Origin of the sequence: Mesorhizobium sp. M7A.F.Ca.US.011.01.1.1 (genome assembly GCF_003998295.1) — a bacterium.
Classification (GTDB): domain Bacteria; phylum Pseudomonadota; class Alphaproteobacteria; order Rhizobiales; family Rhizobiaceae; genus Mesorhizobium.
Map to the genome: position 1 here is coordinate 1 of NZ_RZRT01000040.1, position 15,442 is coordinate 15,442.

Below are 15,442 nucleotides of genomic sequence, written 5' to 3' on the forward strand. Positions count from 1 at the left end.
TTCAGGTTGATGGTTCACCGGTGGGAAGGGACCGAGCCATGCCACGGCCTGTCCTCGAAAGGACGACCAGGATCCCCTCGGTCTCCTTCCCACTTCAGACATAGCATGGGAACAACACACAGGATCCTCGGGTCTGCGCTGCGTCGCTCCGCTCCTTGCTCCACCCGTGGATGACGAAGGGGAAGGCCTCGGTCAATCCCGAATGTTATGCTGATCAATCCAAACGAACGACGAAATCCGGGCCGCCAATAGGCTGTCCAACCCATCAACCCCGTGTGCCCCTGGTCAGGCCTCGTTCTGGCTGCCGCCCCACATGTCGTCGATCTCGTTCTTGCTCACGACGCGACCGCCCTCGCCCGCCTTGGTCCTCAAATCGACGGCAATGTCGGCCAACCGCTCCGCCAGAGGCGCGCGGCCTTCTGCCCCGTACAGCATCTCGTCCTGCAGCCGACGCAAGGCGAACAGCCTCGTTGTCGGGTCGGGTGCGGCGTTATCCGCGGTCAGCAACTCACCTTTCCTGACCGGTTTCAGCACCTTGCCGCCCTCGAGCAGGCCGACCGGCACAGCGCGCCGGGCGCGGGCTTCGCCGACGGTCATGGTCCAGGAGCGGTAGCAGGTCTCGCCGATCGCATCGAAGGTCTCGCCGGCGGCAAGGTCGCGCTTGGCGACGGCGCAGACTTCGGCGACCGGCCGCGGCAGCGGCACCATGTCGGGCTTGCCGAAAAGCACGATGCGGGCGGCGGTCAGCGGCACCTCCAGCGACGTCAGATGATAGGGCCGGAACAGGCTGTAATAGGGGCCGTGGCCGATATGCAGATCGTCCATGCGCTCGATGATGCGCGGATGCGTCGCCTCGACGATGACGAAGACGCCGGGCGCGACGCCCTTGCCGACCGTGTAGTCGACGACGCCTTTCTTCGTGAGCAGCCCGCCATCCTCGCGCGGAATGAGCACCTTGGCGAGGTCGTCGCGATCGGCCTTCGGGCCGTGCATGCCGGGCACGTCGGGCACCAGCCCGGTGGCGTTGGCGATGGCGCACATCTCGACCATGGTCTTGGAACCGTCGACGAACTCGACCAGCATGCGAGGGTTCATGTTGCGGCGGATCGCTTCGGCGCGATAGTCGTCCGGCACGGCATCGTGGTTGAGCGGGTTGTTCTTGCCCTTGCCTGCCGAGACGATGGTCAGCCCGAGCGCCGACGCGAATTCGATCAGTTCCATGCAACTCGACGGCTCGTCGCCCGCACCCACCGAATAGACGACGCCAAGCCGGTCGGCCTGCTGCTTCAGATAGCAGCCGATGGTGACGTCGGCCTCGACGTTCATCATCACCAGATGCTTGCCGTGCTCCATCGCCATGACGTCGAAGTCGGCGGCGACACCCGGCTTGCCGGTGGCGTCGATGACGACGTCGATCAGCGGATTGGTGACCAGCATCTCGTTCGAGGTGATGGCGATCTTGCCGCTCTCGATGGCGCCGGTGACTTTCGACGCGGTGTCGGCTTCGACCGCCATGGCTTCATCGCCATAGGCGATGCGGATGGCATCGCGCGCGGTGTGCGGGCGGCGCGTCGAGACGGCGCAGATCGAAATGCCTGGCATCAGCATGCCTTGGGTGACCAGATCGGTGCCCATTTCGCCCGAGCCGATGACACCAATGCGCACCGGGCGGCCTTCGGCGGCACGCCTGGCGAGATCACGGGCAAGGCCGGTCAGGGCGACGTTGGTCATGCAGGAATGTCCACAGCTTCGTGATTTGGGATCGGATAGCAGGGAACGGGTTCTATTTGCCAACGAAACCCGGTCGCGACCGGCAGTTTCCACGAAATCGTCTCGGAAGGGACGTCCTTCGGGGCTCGATTGGCCGAAGCGCAACCAATTGACATCGCAGCGAACAACCCCAATAAAACATTCGTTTGTCAACAAAGGCAAATGTTCACCGACGCGACAGTCGGGAAGCATTCGCCTCTGGCGCAAATTGGGGAGTGTCTTTGCGCCACGGCGTCAAAGGCTGGATGGAGCATCATTGCGAGGCGTCGAGCGAAGGCTCGCGGCTCCAGGGGAGGAAAAATGGATACTGTTCTCGCGGGCCTCAAAGGGGCCATCGATACGCTTGGCCCGACGATCCTGCTGCCGATCGTCATTTTCATCATCGCCGTGGCTCTGGGCGCCAAGGTCAGCAAGGCTTTTCGCGCCGCCGTCACCATCGGCGTCGCCTTCATCGGCATCAATCTGGTGCTTGGCCTGATGTTCACGTCGATTGGCGACGTCGCCAAGGCCATCGTCACCAACACCGGCATTCATCGCGACATCATCGATGTCGGCTGGCCCTCCGCGGCCGCGATCGCCTTCGGCTCATCGGTCGGCCTTTGGGTCATTCCGGTCGGCATCCTGGTCAATATCGTGCTGCTGCTGACACGCATGACGCGCACGCTCAATGTCGACGTCTGGAATTTCTGGCACTTTGCCTTTGTCGGCTCGCTGGTGGTCGCCGCAACCGACAATCTGGCCTATGGCATCGCGGTCGCAGCACTTGTCGCAGCACTCTCGCTGCTGTTCGCCGACTGGTCCGCGCGCGCGGTGCAGCAGTTCTACGGCGTGCCCGGCATTTCGGTGCCGCATCTCGCCTCGGCACAGATCCTGCCGATCGCCATTGTGCTCAACTGGATCATGGACCGCATTCCCGGGATCAACCGCATCAACATCAACACGGACACCATCGAGCGCAGGTTCGGCGTGTTCGGCGAACCTGTCGTGATGGGCCTCATCATCGGCCTCGTGCTTGGTGCGATCGCCTTCTACAATGCGGGTGATCTCAGCGTGGTGCTGGCAAAGGTTCTGGGCACCGGCATGACGCTGGCCGCGGTGATGCTGCTGCTGCCGCGCATGGTCAAGATCCTGATGGAGGGGCTGATCCCCGTCTCCGACGCCGCACAGGCGTTCGTGCGCAAGCGCACCGGTGACCGAGAGCTTCTCGTTGGTCTCGATTCGGCGATCCTGATCGGCCATCCGGCCGCGATCTCGTCGTCGCTGATCCTGGTGCCGATCGCGATCATCCTGTCGGTGATCCTGCCGGGCAACCGAGTCATCCTGTTCGCCGATCTTGCGGTCATCCCCTTCATCGTCGCCATGACAGCGCCGCTGGTCAAAGGCAACGTGTTCCGCATGGTGGTGATCGGCACGGTGACGCTGGCCATCGGCTTCTACGTCGCCAACGCGCTGGCGCCGCTGTTCACCAGCGCAGCAGTCTCGTCGGGCTTCAAGTTGCCGGCGGACGCGCTGCAGATCACCTCGGTGGTCGACGGCTTCCTGTGGGTGCCTTACGTGGTCATTGAGGCGATCCAGGGGATGGGGCTTGTCGGCATCATCGTGATCGCGGTGGTCATCGCGGCATTGTTTGTCCTCTATCGCCGCAATCCGCTCGGCTGGGAGCGGGCCGCGGGCGCCGAGGACGAGCCGGCCGAAGAGACGGCCTGAACCTGATAGCGTCCACCCTTTAAACCGATCGTGCGCCCTACCTCGGGGCGCACGATTTCATCGACGGAGCAAAGAATGTCCGACGGCCTCATGCAGCTTCTGGACCCCGACGCGATCGTGCTCGGATCCGATGCCTCGACCAATGAGGAGATCATCCGCATCCTGGCGGGCCGGCTGGAGAGACTTGGCTATGTCAAAAGCTCCTATGCCGACGCGGTCGTGCGCCGCGAATTGACCATCCCGACGGGACTGCCGCTGGAACGCTCCGACAATGTCGCGGTGCCGCACACCGATCCGGAGCATGTGCTGAAGCCTGGCATCGCGATGGGCACATTGAAGCAACCAGTGACCTTCGCCAACATGGAGGATCCCGACGAGATGCTGCCGGTCGGCTTCGTCTTCCTGCTTGCCATCAACGACAAGGACAAGCAGATTGAGGCGCTGCAGGCCGTCATGGCCACCATCCAGAACCCGCAAGCCTTGGATGATTTGAGGTCGGCCAGAACCCTCGAAGACGTGCGAGCCGTACTCGGCTGAAACAAGGAGAAGCAGAGATGTCGAGACAGAAAACCATTCTCTTTGCCTGCGGCACGGGCATCGCCACCTCGACCGCGGTCAATGTCGCCGTCACCGAGGAAATGAAGAAACGCGGGCTCACCTTCAATGCCCAGCAGGCGAAGGCCACCGAAGTGCCCGGACTGGCCGACAATGTCGACTTCATCGTCGCAACCACCCCGATCTCCGCTTCGGTGACCAAGCCGGTGATCAAGGGCCTCGCCTTCCTCACCGGCATCGGCAAGGACAAGGTGCTGGACGAGATCGAGGCGCAATTGCGCAAATGACGGCACCGATGCTACGCGCAGGCTGACGCGGCTTCACACCACCCTGACATAGCTCGTCATTCCCGATTTCTGGTGCTCGATGATATGGCAGTGCAGCAGCCAATCGCCGGGATTGTCGGCGACGAAGCCGAGCTGAACCTTCTCGTTGGGCTGGATGAGATAGGTGTCGGAAATCACGGGCTGAACCTGGCGCGTCGAGGATGACAGCACCTTGAAGCTCATGCCGTGCAGATGCATCGGATGGGATTGCGGCGTCAGGTTCTCCATGTCGATGACGTAGCTTCGGCCAAGCTTCAGTTCGGCCAGAGGCGCGGTCGGATCCTTGGTGTCGCCGGGCCACGGCACTTTGTTGATGGCCCAGAAACTGTAGCCAAGCGAACCGCAGATGCCATCGCTCGGGACGTTTTCCGCCGTGGCGCTCAGTGCCAGGGAAATATGCCTGGCGCTGGCGAGATCCACTTCCGCCACCGGATTGAGCTCCAGCGGCGCGAGATCGCGAATGTCCCGTTTGAGCGACTTTCCAGTCGCACGCAGGGTCGCCAGGATTTTCGGCTTGGTGCCCCTGACGTCCCTCAGACTGACGATCGCGCCTTCCTCGTCGGGCATGCGTATGGCCAGTTCCATGCGCTGGCCGGGTCCAAGCAGCAAGGCATCGGGCGAAAAACGTTCAGGCACCGGATTGCCGTCGAGCGCCATGACACTCGCCTCCGCACCGTCGATGCGAAAAGCGTAGATACGCGTCACGTCGGTGATGGCGACCCTGAGCCGCACCAGCCCTCCCGCCGGCGCGTCATATTGCGGCTGATCCAGCCAATTGGCGGTGCGCACCGTGCCGTAAGTGCCGGTTCTCGCGGCATCGCGCGGCCGGAACTGGTCGATGAACTGACCGTCGTCGCCGAGGCGCCAGTCGCGCAAATTGAGGACGATTTCGGCATCGAATTTCGGATCGTTGGGATTCTCGACCACGATCACGCCGGTCAGGCCATGGCCCATCTGCTCCAGTGTGTTGCAATGCGGGTGATACCAGAAGGTGCCGGCGTCGGGCGGCGTGAAGGCGTAGTCGAAATGATCGCCGGTATAGACGTAGGGCTGGACCAGGAACGGCACGCCGTCCATCTTGTTTGGAACGCGAATGCCGTGCCAGTGGATCGTCGTCGGATCGTCGATCGCGTTGACAAGGCGTGCAGCGAAGGGCTCGCCCTTTTTCATTCTGAGCACGGGCGGCATTCCGACGTTGCCATAAGTCAGCACATCCCTGGTCTGGCCGACATCCATCAGCTTCGCCTGGATCTTTGCCGTCTGCAAAACCACCGGCTCAGGCGTGGCAGCGGCCCAGCCGCCAAGCCGGCCCATGGCTGAGAGCCCGATCCCGCCCGCGCCGGCAATTGCAGCCGTTTTCAAAAACCCGCGGCGTGTGAGTAAGGTCATTCGGCGCTCCAACTGCAAAGGCGACTGCCCGCGAAGGTGTAACCGCCACGCCATGGATCACAAGCCGGCAACCAGCGCAAATTCTGTTGAGGGCATGCCGTCGCTATTCAGCCGCCTCGGCGTAGTGTGCCGGCACGTAGTTGAGGATGGGGCCAAGCCAGCGCTCGACCTCGGCCAATGGCATCGCCTTGCGGCGTGCATAATCTTCGACCTGGTCGCGTTCGACCTTGGCGACGCCGAAATAATAGCTTTCGGGATGCGCCAGATAGATCCCCGAGACGGATGAACCCGGCCACATCGCATAGCTTTCGGTCAGGCTCACGCCGGCATTGCCTTCGCCGTCGAGCAGCCGGAACAAAGTCGCCTTCTCCGTATGGTCGGGCTGAGCCGGATAGCCGGGCGCCGGGCGGATGCCGCGATAAGGTTCGCCGATCAGCTCGTCCGGCGCCAGCGCTTCATCTAACGCATAGCCCCAGAATTCCTTGCGCACCTTCTCATGCATGCGCTCGGCAAAGGCCTCGGCGAAGCGGTCGGCCAGCGCCTTGACCATGATCGACGAATAATCGTCGTTCGCCCGCTCGAACCGCTCGGCGATCGCCACCTCCTCGATGCCGGCGGTGACGATGAAGCCGCCGATGTAATCGGGCTTGCCGCACTCCGCTGGCGCGACGAAGTCCGCCAGTGCGACATTGGCCTTGCCATCGCGCTTGGTCAGCTGCTGGCGCAAGGTAAAGAAGGTCGCCAGTTCCTGCGACCGCTTTTCGTCCGTGAACAGCCTGATGTCGTCGCCGACGGCATTGGCCTGCCAGAAGCCGATGACGCCGCGCGGGGCGAACCATTTTTCGGCGATGATCTTTTTCAGCATCGCCTGCGCATCCTCGAACAGCTGGCGCGCGGCGGCGCCTTGCGCCTCGTCTTCGAGAATTTTGGGATAACGGCCCTTCAGCTCCCAGGTCTGGAAGAACGGCGTCCAATCGATGTAGCGCGCGAGTTCGGTGAGATCCCAGTTCTCGAAGATTTTCACGCCGGTAAAGGACGGCTTCGGTGGTTGATAGGCGGACCAGTCGATCCGGTGCGCATTGGCCCTCGCCTTGGCCAGCGGCAGCCGCTGCTTGTCGGCTTCGGAGCGGGCATGCGCGTCGGCGACCTTCTTGTATTCGGCGCGCACCGTATCGACATAGCCGTCCTTGCTCTCGTTCGACAGCAAGGATGAGACCACGCCGACCGCCCGGCTGGCGTCGGTGACATACACCGTCTGCCCCTTGCTGTAGCGCGGGTGGATCTTCACCGCCGTGTGCACGCGGCTGGTCGTCGCGCCGCCGATCAGCAGCGGAATGTCGAAGCCTTCACGCTCCATTTCGGCGGCCATATGCACCATCTCGTCCAGCGACGGCGTGATCAGGCCGGACAGGCCGATGATATCGACTTGTCTCTCGCGCGCCGTCTGCAGGATCTTTGCCGCCGGCACCATGACGCCGAGATCGATGATCTCGTAATTGTTGCAGGCGAGCACGACACCGACGATGTTCTTGCCGATGTCGTGGACATCGCCCTTCACCGTTGCCATCAGGATCTTGCCCGCCGTCTGGCGCTCGCCATTGTCGATGCCATTGGCGACGTTGGCCAGCTTCTCGGCCTCCATATGCGGCAATAATCCTGCGACAGCTTGTTTCATGACCCGCGCGGACTTCACCACTTGCGGCAGGAACATTTTTCCCGCGCCGAACAGGTCGCCGACGACGTTCATGCCGGCCATCAGTGGGCCTTCGATGACATGCAGCGGGCGCTCGGCGGCCAGCCTGGCTTCCTCGGTGTCGGCATCGATGAATTCGGTGATGCCGTTGACGAGTGCGTGGCTGATCCGCTGCGCAACTGGCAATTCGCGCCACGCGAGGTCGCGCTCCTTGGCTTCCTGGCCCGCCGTGCCCTTGAAGCGTTCGGCGATCTCCAGCATGCGTTCGGTGGCGGTGCCGCCAGCCTTGGGCACGCGGTTGAGCACGACATCCTCGCAGGCCTCGCGCAGCGCCGGCTCGATCGTGTCGTAGACGGCAAGCTGGCCGGCATTGACGATGCCCATGTCCATGCCGCGCTGGATGGCATGGTAGAGGAACACCGCATGCATGGCCTCGCGCACCGGCTCGTTGCCGCGAAACGAGAACGACAGGTTCGAGACGCCGCCGGAAATGTGGACATGCGGCAAGGTCGCGGTGATCTCGCCAGCGGCTTCGATGAAGTCGACGCCGTAATTGTCGTGCTCCTCGATGCCAGTAGCGACCGCGAAGACGTTGGGGTCGAAGACAATGTCCTCGGGCGGGAAGCCGGCCTGCTCGGTCAGCAGCTTGTAGGCGCGGCTGCAGATCTCGACCTTGCGCGCCTTGGTGTCGGCTTGGCCGTCCTCGTCGAAGGCCATGACGACCACCGCCGCGCCATAGGCACGCACCAGCCTGGCATGATGCAGGAATGCCGCCTCGCCTTCCTTCATCGAGATGGAGTTGACCAGCGGCTTGCCCTGCACGCATTTCAGCCCGGCCTCGATGATCTCCCATTTCGAACTGTCGATCATGATGGGAACGCGGGCTATATCCGGCTCGGCGGCGATCAGGTTGAGGTATTCGATCATGGCCTTCTTCGAATCGATCAGACCCTCGTCCATGTTGATGTCGATGATCTGCGCGCCATTGGCGACCTGGTCACGGGCGACGTCGAGCGCGGCGACATAGTCGCCCGCCGTGATCAGTTTTCGGAACTTGGCCGATCCGGTGACGTTGGTGCGCTCGCCGACATTGACGAAAGGGATCTCGTCGGTGAGTGTAAACGGCTCGAGCCCCGACAGGCGCATCTTGGGCTCGATGTCCGGAACGGCGCGCGGCGGATACTTCCGCACCGCCTCGGCAATGGCGCGGATGTGCTCCGGCGTCGAACCGCAGCAGCCGCCGACGACGTTGACCAGTCCCTCGCGGGCGAAATCCTCGATCTGCGCGGCCATGAATTCCGGGCTCTCATCATACCTGCCGAATTCATTGGGCAGGCCGGCATTCGGATAGGCGCAGGTGAAGGTGTTGGCGACGCCTGATATTTCGGCCAGATGGTCACGCATGGCATTGGCGCCGAGCGCGCAGTTGAGGCCGATGGTGAAGGGGCTGGCATGGCGCACCGAATGCCAGAAGGCGGTCGGTGTCTGGCCCGATAGCGTGCGGCCGGACAGATCGGTGATGGTGCCCGAAATCATCACCGGCAGGCGCACGCCCTTCTCGATGAAGATCTCTTCCGCTGCGAAGATCGCCGCCTTGGCATTCAGCGTGTCGAAGATGGTCTCTATCAGGATGATGTCGGCGCCGCCATCGATCAGGCCGCGCAGCTGCTCGCCATAGGCGAGGCGCAGATCGTCGAAGGTCACGGCGCGATAGCCGGGATTGTTGACGTCGGGCGACATCGAAGCGGTGCGGTTGGTCGGCCCGAGTGCACCGGCGACAAAGCGGCGCTTGCCGTCCTGCTGCTCGGCCCGAACAGCGGCGCGCCGCACCAGCCGCGCGCCATCGCGGTTCAGCGCGTAGACGGCATCCTCCAAGCCGTAATCGGCCTGGGCGATCGAGGTCGAGGAGAAGGTGTTGGTTTCGAGGATATCGGCGCCCGCGATGGCATATTGATAGTGGATCTCCTCGATCGCCTGCGGCTGCGTCAGGACCAGGAGGTCATTGTTGCCTTGCTGGTGGCAGGCGCAGCCGGCGAAGGCCTCGCCGCGAAACTGGTCCTCGTCGAAGCCGAGGCCCTGGATCTGTGTGCCCATGGCGCCGTCGAGGATGAGGATGCGCTCGCGTGCCGCCGTTGTCAGCGCCGCAAGCACCTCCGACCCGTCTGGCTTGGCCGCGACGGGGCCGAACAAATCGTCCAGCGATGCAGAATTCTGCGACATTTTTTATCCCTTTGGCGACAAGCCTTTTCATGTCACATAAGGATATCTTTATGTCAATATACGGGAGGTGCGCGTGATTGTCACCCACCTGTCTCGAAGGCGGGGTCTGCGGCGCCGGTTTTCCGACGGACCTACGCTCTGTCGAAGCTTGCCAGGAAGCGGGCGAAGACCGGATTGAAGCGATCCGGCGAATCCCAGAACGGCGCGTGGCCGGATTTGTCGAGCAGATGGGCCTTGCCTTCCCATAGATTGGAGAATTTCACAGCGGAGACGAAATCGGTGTTGACGAATGGCTCGTCGATGCCGTTCAGAACGGCGATCGGCGGCGTCTTGCCGGCCACGATCTCGCGCTGGTTCCGGCCGGTGCCGGCCGCGAACTTTTCGAACATCAGGCGCCGCGCCCGTCCATCGGTGCGCGCCACCGTGTCGATGAGAAACGGCTCGAACGGCTCGCCGCAAGTGCTGCGTGCATAGGCCTCGACATCGGCGCCAGTGAAGGTTTCCTGCCCGGCGAGGTGCATATGAGGGCTCGGCTTGAATCCGTTGCCGACCTCCTCGGGCGAGACGGGCGGCGTGCCGGTGATCATCAAGCCAAGCAGGCCGGGAAAGCGGTCGATCATCTCAAGCCCGATATGGCCGCCGAGCGACCAGCCGAAGACGATGGCCTTGTCGATGCCGAGCAGCCCGAGCACTTCGGTCATGGCATCGGCATAGCCTTCCATGCTGTAGGAACGCTCCGGCTCGATCGCATCGCCGGACGCTCCGTGGCCGGGCAGGTCGGGAGCGATGAGGTGGTAGCGCTCGCCCAACGAGCCGTCCAACTGGTTGCGGAAAACGGCACTGGAAGATGAATTGCCGTGGATCAGCATGACAGCGGTTCCCTGGCCACTGGTCTGGCGAACAGCGATCTTGCCGTGGCTGGTTTCAAGGGTCTTCTGCGAGATCGTCATTGTCCGCTCCGTCGGGAATTGCCCTGTTTTAGTGCAGTTGCGCAGCAAAGCGCCACGGCTTCCATACCTTTGCGGGAACCATCTTCCCGGCTAGGTACGTTGAAAAATCCTTTTCAAATAAGAACAATTATGCGTAGATTGTCAATTATCCAACTCCCGATGAACGGGAGGAAAACAGGGAACAGCACGATGAAGCCCAAATCCGCCGCAAGTCGAATCCGCCATATGCTGATGAGCACGACGCTGATCGGCATGTTTGCCGCATCAGCCGCCCCCGCCTTTGCCGAAATCGTCAAGATCGGCCTGCTTGCGCCGCTCACCGGCCCTGCCGCGGCGGACGGCCAGGAATTCCAGCGCGGCGTGCAGATGGCCATCGACGAAGCCAACGCAGCCGGCGGCGTTGCCGGGGACACGTTCGAACTGGTGGTCGGCGACGTCAAGGATCAGTCCGCCGGCAACGTCACCAGCGCGGTCGAGCGCCTGCTTGGCGATCCGGGCGTGCACTTCATGCTGACCGGCTATGCCAGCCTGACCAATTTCGAGATCGACAACATGGCCGAGGCGGAAATGCCTTACATGCTGGCGGCCACCTCGCAGCAGACCAGGGACATCATCGCGCCGAGCCCCGATAAATACATGTGCTGCTGGTCGCTGACGCCTTCCTTCGACGCCTACAACACCGACGTAACCCTGTTCGTCGAGAAGCTCGCGGCCGACGGCAAGATCACCTTGCCGACCAAGAAGGTCGCCATCATCTCGTCCGACAACGCCTATTCGAAGACCATCTCCGAAGGCATGAAGAAGACCTTCAAGGAGAAGGGCTGGACTATTACCGTCGACGAGATCGTGCCCTTCGGCGAAGTGACCGACTGGCGTTCGATCCTCGCCAAGGTGCGCGAGAACGTTCCCGATGTCGTCATCAACACCGACTATCTGCCGGGCAATTCGGCGTCCTTCCTCAACCAGTTCCTCGAGCAGCCGACCAAGAGCCTCGTCTTCCTGCAATACGCGCCGAGCGTTCCCGAATTCGTCGAACTGACCGGCAAGAAATCGGATGGTGTCATATACAACCTGCTCGGCGGCGCGCTGACGACGCCGAAGAACCCGCGCGCCGACGAAGTGGCGGCCAAGTTCAAGGCGAAATACGGCGTCGAGAGCGGCACCTACGGCGTCGGCCTCTACGAAATGACCAATGTCTATTTCGACGCGGTCAAGAAAGTCGGCGGCGCATCCGACCATACGGCGATCATGAAGGCGCTGTCGGAGACCGACAAGCAGGTCGCGGAAGGGCGGTTGAAATTCGATCCCGCCACCCACCTTGCCACGCAGGGCGACGACTATATTCCGATCACTTTCTTCCAGATCTGGGATGGCCAGCGCACGCTGATCTCGCCGGAAAAATACGCCACCGGCGCCTTCAAGCTCCAGCCCTGGATGAAGTAGGGAATGGCCCTGCTTGAACTGGACGACGTGTCGAAGGCCTTCGGTTCGCTGAAGGCCGTCGACGGCGTGTCGTTCAAGGTCGAGGCCGGCGAGATCTTCGGTATCGCCGGCCCGAACGGCAGCGGCAAGAGCACGCTGTTCAACATCATCACCGGCATCCCGTTCGGCCCCGACCGGGGCAACATCCGCTTTGACGGAAATGCTATCAACGGCAAATCGGGACACGCCATCGCGCGCCTCGGCCTTGCCCGCACGTTCCAGCGCGAGACCAGCTTCGACGGGCTGACCGTGTTCGAGAACGCGCTGATCGGCGCCAGTTACGGCAAGCAGGAAAAGACAGCGGCCACGGCCCGCAATGCCGCCGCCGAGGCGCTGGAGTTCGTCGGCCTGGGAGCCCAGTCGTTCGGCCGGCTTGCCGGCGAATTGTCCGTGTTCGAGCGCAAATGCCTGATGCTTGCCACCGCGATCGCCATGCAGCCGCGCATGCTTTTGCTCGACGAGCCGGCGTCGAGCCTGACCAAACCCGAGATCGAGACGTCTATCGGCCTGATCCGCCGCACCGCCGAACGCGGCATCACCATCCTTCTGATCGAGCACGTGCTGACCTTCCTGATGAGCCTTTCGCAGCATCTGCTGGTGCTCAACAATGGCCGCGTGCTGGCCGCCGGCGATCCGGCCGGCGTGATCGCCGACCCGCGCGTCATCGAAGCCTATCTCGGCACCAGGAGGTCGGCGGCGTGAACCCCATTCTCAGCGTCGAAGGCGTCACCGCCGGCTATGGCCGCGTCACCGTGCTGCACGATATCTCGCTGGAGGCCGGCCGTTTCGGCAATGTCGGCCTGTTCGGCCCCAACGGCCATGGCAAGACGACGCTGCTGCGCGCAGTTTCCGGGCTGCTGCAGCCGAAGAGCGGCCGCATCCTGTTCGACGGGCAAGACATTGCCGGCCGCAGCGCACGCGCCATCGTCGGCGCCGGCCTGATCCATGTGCCGCAAGGCAACCGGCTGTTTCCCGATCTCTCGATCGCCGACTGCATGGCGCTCGGAGCCTATTCGCCGCGGGCCCGGCCGCATGAGGCGGAGAACCGCGCGAAGGTGATCAAGCTGTTTCCGAAACTGGCGGAACGCTGGCGCCAGCGCGTGCGCACATTGTCGGGCGGCGAGCGCCAGATGGTGTCGATCGGCACCGCGCTGATGAGCCATCCGCGCCTGCTGATCCTCGACGAGCCGACGCTGGGGCTGGCGCCCAAGATCAAGGACGAACTCTGCGCCTCCGTCATGGATATTTCGCGCGGCGGCGTGCCGCTGATCGTCGTCGAGCAGGATATCGAATTCCTGCTGGAGCTGACGCAGCAACTCTACCTCGTCAACCATGGCGCGGTGGCGACCGAGATCAAGCCGGGCGAAAGCCTCGACCACGGCGAGATCATGTCGATGTATTTTGGCCATTAGGAAAATCCGAAGATGAGCGCATTGGCGGAAATCCTGTTCGGCGGCCTGTTCCAGGGCTCGCTCTACGCCATGATGGCGGTCGGGCTCGCTCTGGTCTGGACGACGATCGGCGTGTTCAATTTCAGCCATGGCGTGTTCATGATGCTGGGCGCCTACATCGCCTGGCAACTGGTCGAACTCGGCCTGCCGGCGGCGGTCGCCTTTCCGATCGCCGTCGTCGTCATGGCCGGCGTCGGCTGGATCCTGCAGGCGAGCGTCGTGCGGCCGCTGATCGGCCGGCCCAACATCGTGCTGGTCGTCGTCATCACCACGCTGGCGGCCGGATCGCTGATCGAGAACGGCGCCTTGACCATCTGGGGACCGCGCTCGAAGCAGATCCCTGCCCTGATCGCCGGCAACGCCACCATCGGGGGCGTCGGCGTCTCCCTGCACCAGATCGCCATCATCGTCATCACGCCGCTGATCCTGGCCGCACTTTGGGTGTTCCTCAACCGCACGCGGCTGGGACTGGCGCTGCGCGCCGTGGCGCAGAACGAAGATGCCAGCCATCTTGTCGGGCTGAACGTCACCGCGCTCTATGGGCTGGCCTTCGCCATCGCCGCTTCGCTGGCCGGGCTCGCCGGCATCTTCATGGGCGGCTACCGTTTCATGTCGCCGGTGATGGGCAGCGACCCGCTGCTCAAGGCGCTGATCGTCGTCGTTTTCGGCGGCATATCGAGCATATCGGGTCCGATCTTCGCCGCCTATCTGATCGGCTTCTTCGAGGCCGCCTGCAGCTATTATTTCGGCCTGTACTGGACGCCGGCGCTGCTGTTCGGCGTGCTGATCCTGACCCTGATGGTGCGCCCCGAGGGCATCTTTGCCAGCCGCTCCCGAGGCCTTGCATGACCGACACGACATCGCCGATGACCCTTGGCCACGCGGAGGCGGCAACCCCGATCGCTCCCGGCCGCACGCCGTGGAAGCAGGAGGCCATCGGCTTCGTGCTCGGCTTCGCGCTGCTGGCATTGCTGCCGCTGATCTTCGGCGACACCTATGCCCGCCACATCCTGATCATGGCCTTCATCTATGCGATTGTCGCCTCGAACTGGGATCTCAGCCTCGGCTATGGCGGCGTCTTCAATTTCGGCCATCTGGCGCTGTTCGGCATCGGCGTCTATGCCTACAGCCTGCTGACCAAGCTGGCCGAATTCGACCCGTGGATCGCGCTGTTTGCCAGCGGTGTCATCGCAACCCTGGCGGCGATCCTGGTGACCATCCCGATCCTGCGGCTGAAGGGCATCTACATCATCCTGGTCACTTTCGGCTTCGCGCAGTTGGTCATGCAGGTGATCATCAGCCAGTCCGCCATCACCGGTGGCACGCAAGGGCTGGTGCGCATTCCCGGACTTTACGTGTTCGACCACAATATGGTCCGTGACGGCAAGTCAGCCTATTTCTACACCGCGCTGGCGCTGCTGGTGGCGAGCACGCTGTTCCTGCGCGTGTTCGTGCGCTCGCGCACCGGGGCCAGCATCGTCGCCTTGCGCGACAATGAGGAATACGCCATCAGCCGCGGCGTCTCGATCGTGCGCCAGCGCATGCTGACGCTTGCCGCGAGCGCCTTCTTCACCGGCATCGCCGGCGCCTTTTACGCCGCCTACCAGCGCAATGCCTCGATCGACGTCTTCGGCATGAGTCTCGCGACCATCATCCTGTCGATGGTGCTGCTTGGCGGCACCAGCACCATTTACGGCGCCATCATCGCTTCCTTCGTGCTGACGATCTTCGCCGAATGGATGGCCGATTTCGGTGCGTGGCGGCCGATGATCACGGCGGTGCTGATCATCGGCGTGATGCTGGCTTACCCGAGCGGCCTGGTCGGCATGATCAAGGCTTCATGGGGCGCCGTCGCCGGACGCCTGAAACGCCCGGCCTGACCGTTTCGGAATAGCGGCT

Annotated in this window: 12 protein-coding genes; 8 read left to right on the top strand and 4 right to left on the bottom strand. The window is 63.0% G+C overall.

Annotation, left to right across the window (positions count from 1 at the left end; all coding sequences use genetic code 11):
• Positions 1–285 precede the first annotated feature (285 nt).
• Positions 286–1,731: an NAD(P)H-dependent oxidoreductase gene (locus EOA13_RS26865; protein ID WP_127296613.1), complete on the bottom strand. Its 1,446-nt coding sequence runs from the start codon at positions 1,729–1,731 to the stop codon at positions 286–288.
• A 339-nt stretch (positions 1,732–2,070) separates the two neighbouring features.
• Between EOA13_RS26865 and EOA13_RS26870 the strand changes: the two genes are divergently transcribed.
• The 3 genes from EOA13_RS26870 (at position 2,071) to EOA13_RS26880 (ending at position 4,319) form a co-directional block, all read left to right on the top strand.
• On the top strand, positions 2,071–3,477 hold the full coding sequence (locus EOA13_RS26870; RefSeq protein ID WP_127296614.1) for a PTS transporter subunit IIC: 1,407 nt from the start codon (positions 2,071–2,073) through the stop codon (positions 3,475–3,477).
• Between the two features lie 75 nt (positions 3,478–3,552).
• On the top strand, positions 3,553–4,014 hold the full coding sequence (locus EOA13_RS26875) for a PTS sugar transporter subunit IIA (protein WP_127267974.1): 462 nt from the start codon (positions 3,553–3,555) through the stop codon (positions 4,012–4,014).
• A gap of 17 nt (positions 4,015–4,031) precedes the next feature.
• The gene (locus EOA13_RS26880; protein ID WP_023809203.1) at positions 4,032–4,319 is read left to right on the top strand and encodes a PTS sugar transporter subunit IIB; all 288 of its coding nucleotides are present in this window, start codon (positions 4,032–4,034) and stop codon (positions 4,317–4,319) included.
• A 33-nt stretch (positions 4,320–4,352) separates the two neighbouring features.
• On the opposite strand, the gene EOA13_RS26885 is transcribed toward EOA13_RS26880, so the two are convergent.
• The 3 genes from EOA13_RS26885 to EOA13_RS26895 all read right to left on the bottom strand — a co-directional run bounded on the left by EOA13_RS26885 (position 4,353) and on the right by EOA13_RS26895 (position 10,610).
• Positions 4,353–5,747 carry a multicopper oxidase family protein gene (locus EOA13_RS26885; RefSeq protein WP_127296615.1) on the bottom strand — a complete coding sequence of 465 codons (1,395 nt, stop codon included), beginning with the start codon at positions 5,745–5,747 and terminating at the stop codon, positions 4,353–4,355.
• Between the two features lie 103 nt (positions 5,748–5,850).
• Complete coding sequence (metH, locus tag EOA13_RS26890; RefSeq protein ID WP_127296616.1) at positions 5,851–9,660, bottom strand: methionine synthase; 3,810 nt, start codon at positions 9,658–9,660, stop codon at positions 5,851–5,853.
• A 131-nt stretch (positions 9,661–9,791) separates the two neighbouring features.
• On the bottom strand, positions 9,792–10,610 hold the full coding sequence (locus tag EOA13_RS26895) for an alpha/beta hydrolase (RefSeq protein WP_127296617.1): 819 nt from the start codon (positions 10,608–10,610) through the stop codon (positions 9,792–9,794).
• Between the two features lie 189 nt (positions 10,611–10,799).
• On the opposite strand from EOA13_RS26895, the gene EOA13_RS26900 reads away from it, so the two are divergent.
• Genes EOA13_RS26900 through EOA13_RS26920 form a run of 5 tightly spaced genes read left to right on the top strand, consistent with a single transcriptional unit; the run spans position 10,800 to position 15,423 of the window.
• Positions 10,800–12,053, top strand: a complete 1,254-nt coding sequence (locus EOA13_RS26900; protein ID WP_127296618.1) for an ABC transporter substrate-binding protein — start codon at positions 10,800–10,802, stop codon at positions 12,051–12,053.
• Between the two features lie 3 nt (positions 12,054–12,056).
• Entirely contained in the window at positions 12,057–12,794 is a 738-nt protein-coding gene (locus EOA13_RS26905; protein ID WP_127296619.1) for an ABC transporter ATP-binding protein, read from the top strand.
• Positions 12,791–13,504 (top strand): ABC transporter ATP-binding protein, encoded by a 714-nt coding sequence (locus tag EOA13_RS26910; RefSeq protein ID WP_127296620.1) that lies wholly within the window; start codon positions 12,791–12,793, stop codon positions 13,502–13,504. Before EOA13_RS26905 ends, EOA13_RS26910 begins: the two co-directional genes overlap by 4 nt.
• Before the next feature lie 12 nt (positions 13,505–13,516).
• Positions 13,517–14,392: a branched-chain amino acid ABC transporter permease gene (locus tag EOA13_RS26915; RefSeq protein ID WP_127296621.1), complete on the top strand. Its 876-nt coding sequence runs from the start codon at positions 13,517–13,519 to the stop codon at positions 14,390–14,392.
• Positions 14,389–15,423, top strand: a complete 1,035-nt coding sequence (locus EOA13_RS26920) for a branched-chain amino acid ABC transporter permease (RefSeq protein WP_127296622.1) — start codon at positions 14,389–14,391, stop codon at positions 15,421–15,423. Before EOA13_RS26915 ends, EOA13_RS26920 begins: the two co-directional genes overlap by 4 nt.
• Positions 15,424–15,442 lie beyond the last annotated feature (19 nt).

Bases quoted from the DNA above. Each gene is read 5' to 3' on its own strand.
- EOA13_RS26865 (WP_127296613.1), bottom strand. From the start codon at position 1,731: ATGACCAACGTCGCCCTGACCGGCCTTGCCCGTGATCTCGCCAGGCGT.
- EOA13_RS26870 (WP_127296614.1), top strand. From the start codon at position 2,071: ATGGATACTGTTCTCGCGGGCCTCAAAGGGGCCATCGATACGCTTGGC.
- EOA13_RS26875 (WP_127267974.1), top strand. From the start codon at position 3,553: ATGTCCGACGGCCTCATGCAGCTTCTGGACCCCGACGCGATCGTGCTC.
- EOA13_RS26880 (WP_023809203.1), top strand. From the start codon at position 4,032: ATGTCGAGACAGAAAACCATTCTCTTTGCCTGCGGCACGGGCATCGCC.
- EOA13_RS26885 (WP_127296615.1), bottom strand. From the start codon at position 5,747: ATGACCTTACTCACACGCCGCGGGTTTTTGAAAACGGCTGCAATTGCC.
- metH (WP_127296616.1), bottom strand. From the start codon at position 9,660: ATGTCGCAGAATTCTGCATCGCTGGACGATTTGTTCGGCCCCGTCGCG.
- EOA13_RS26895 (WP_127296617.1), bottom strand. From the start codon at position 10,610: ATGACGATCTCGCAGAAGACCCTTGAAACCAGCCACGGCAAGATCGCT.
- EOA13_RS26900 (WP_127296618.1), top strand. From the start codon at position 10,800: ATGAAGCCCAAATCCGCCGCAAGTCGAATCCGCCATATGCTGATGAGC.
- EOA13_RS26905 (WP_127296619.1), top strand. From the start codon at position 12,057: ATGGCCCTGCTTGAACTGGACGACGTGTCGAAGGCCTTCGGTTCGCTG.
- EOA13_RS26915 (WP_127296621.1), top strand. From the start codon at position 13,517: ATGAGCGCATTGGCGGAAATCCTGTTCGGCGGCCTGTTCCAGGGCTCG.
- EOA13_RS26920 (WP_127296622.1), top strand. From the start codon at position 14,389: ATGACCGACACGACATCGCCGATGACCCTTGGCCACGCGGAGGCGGCA.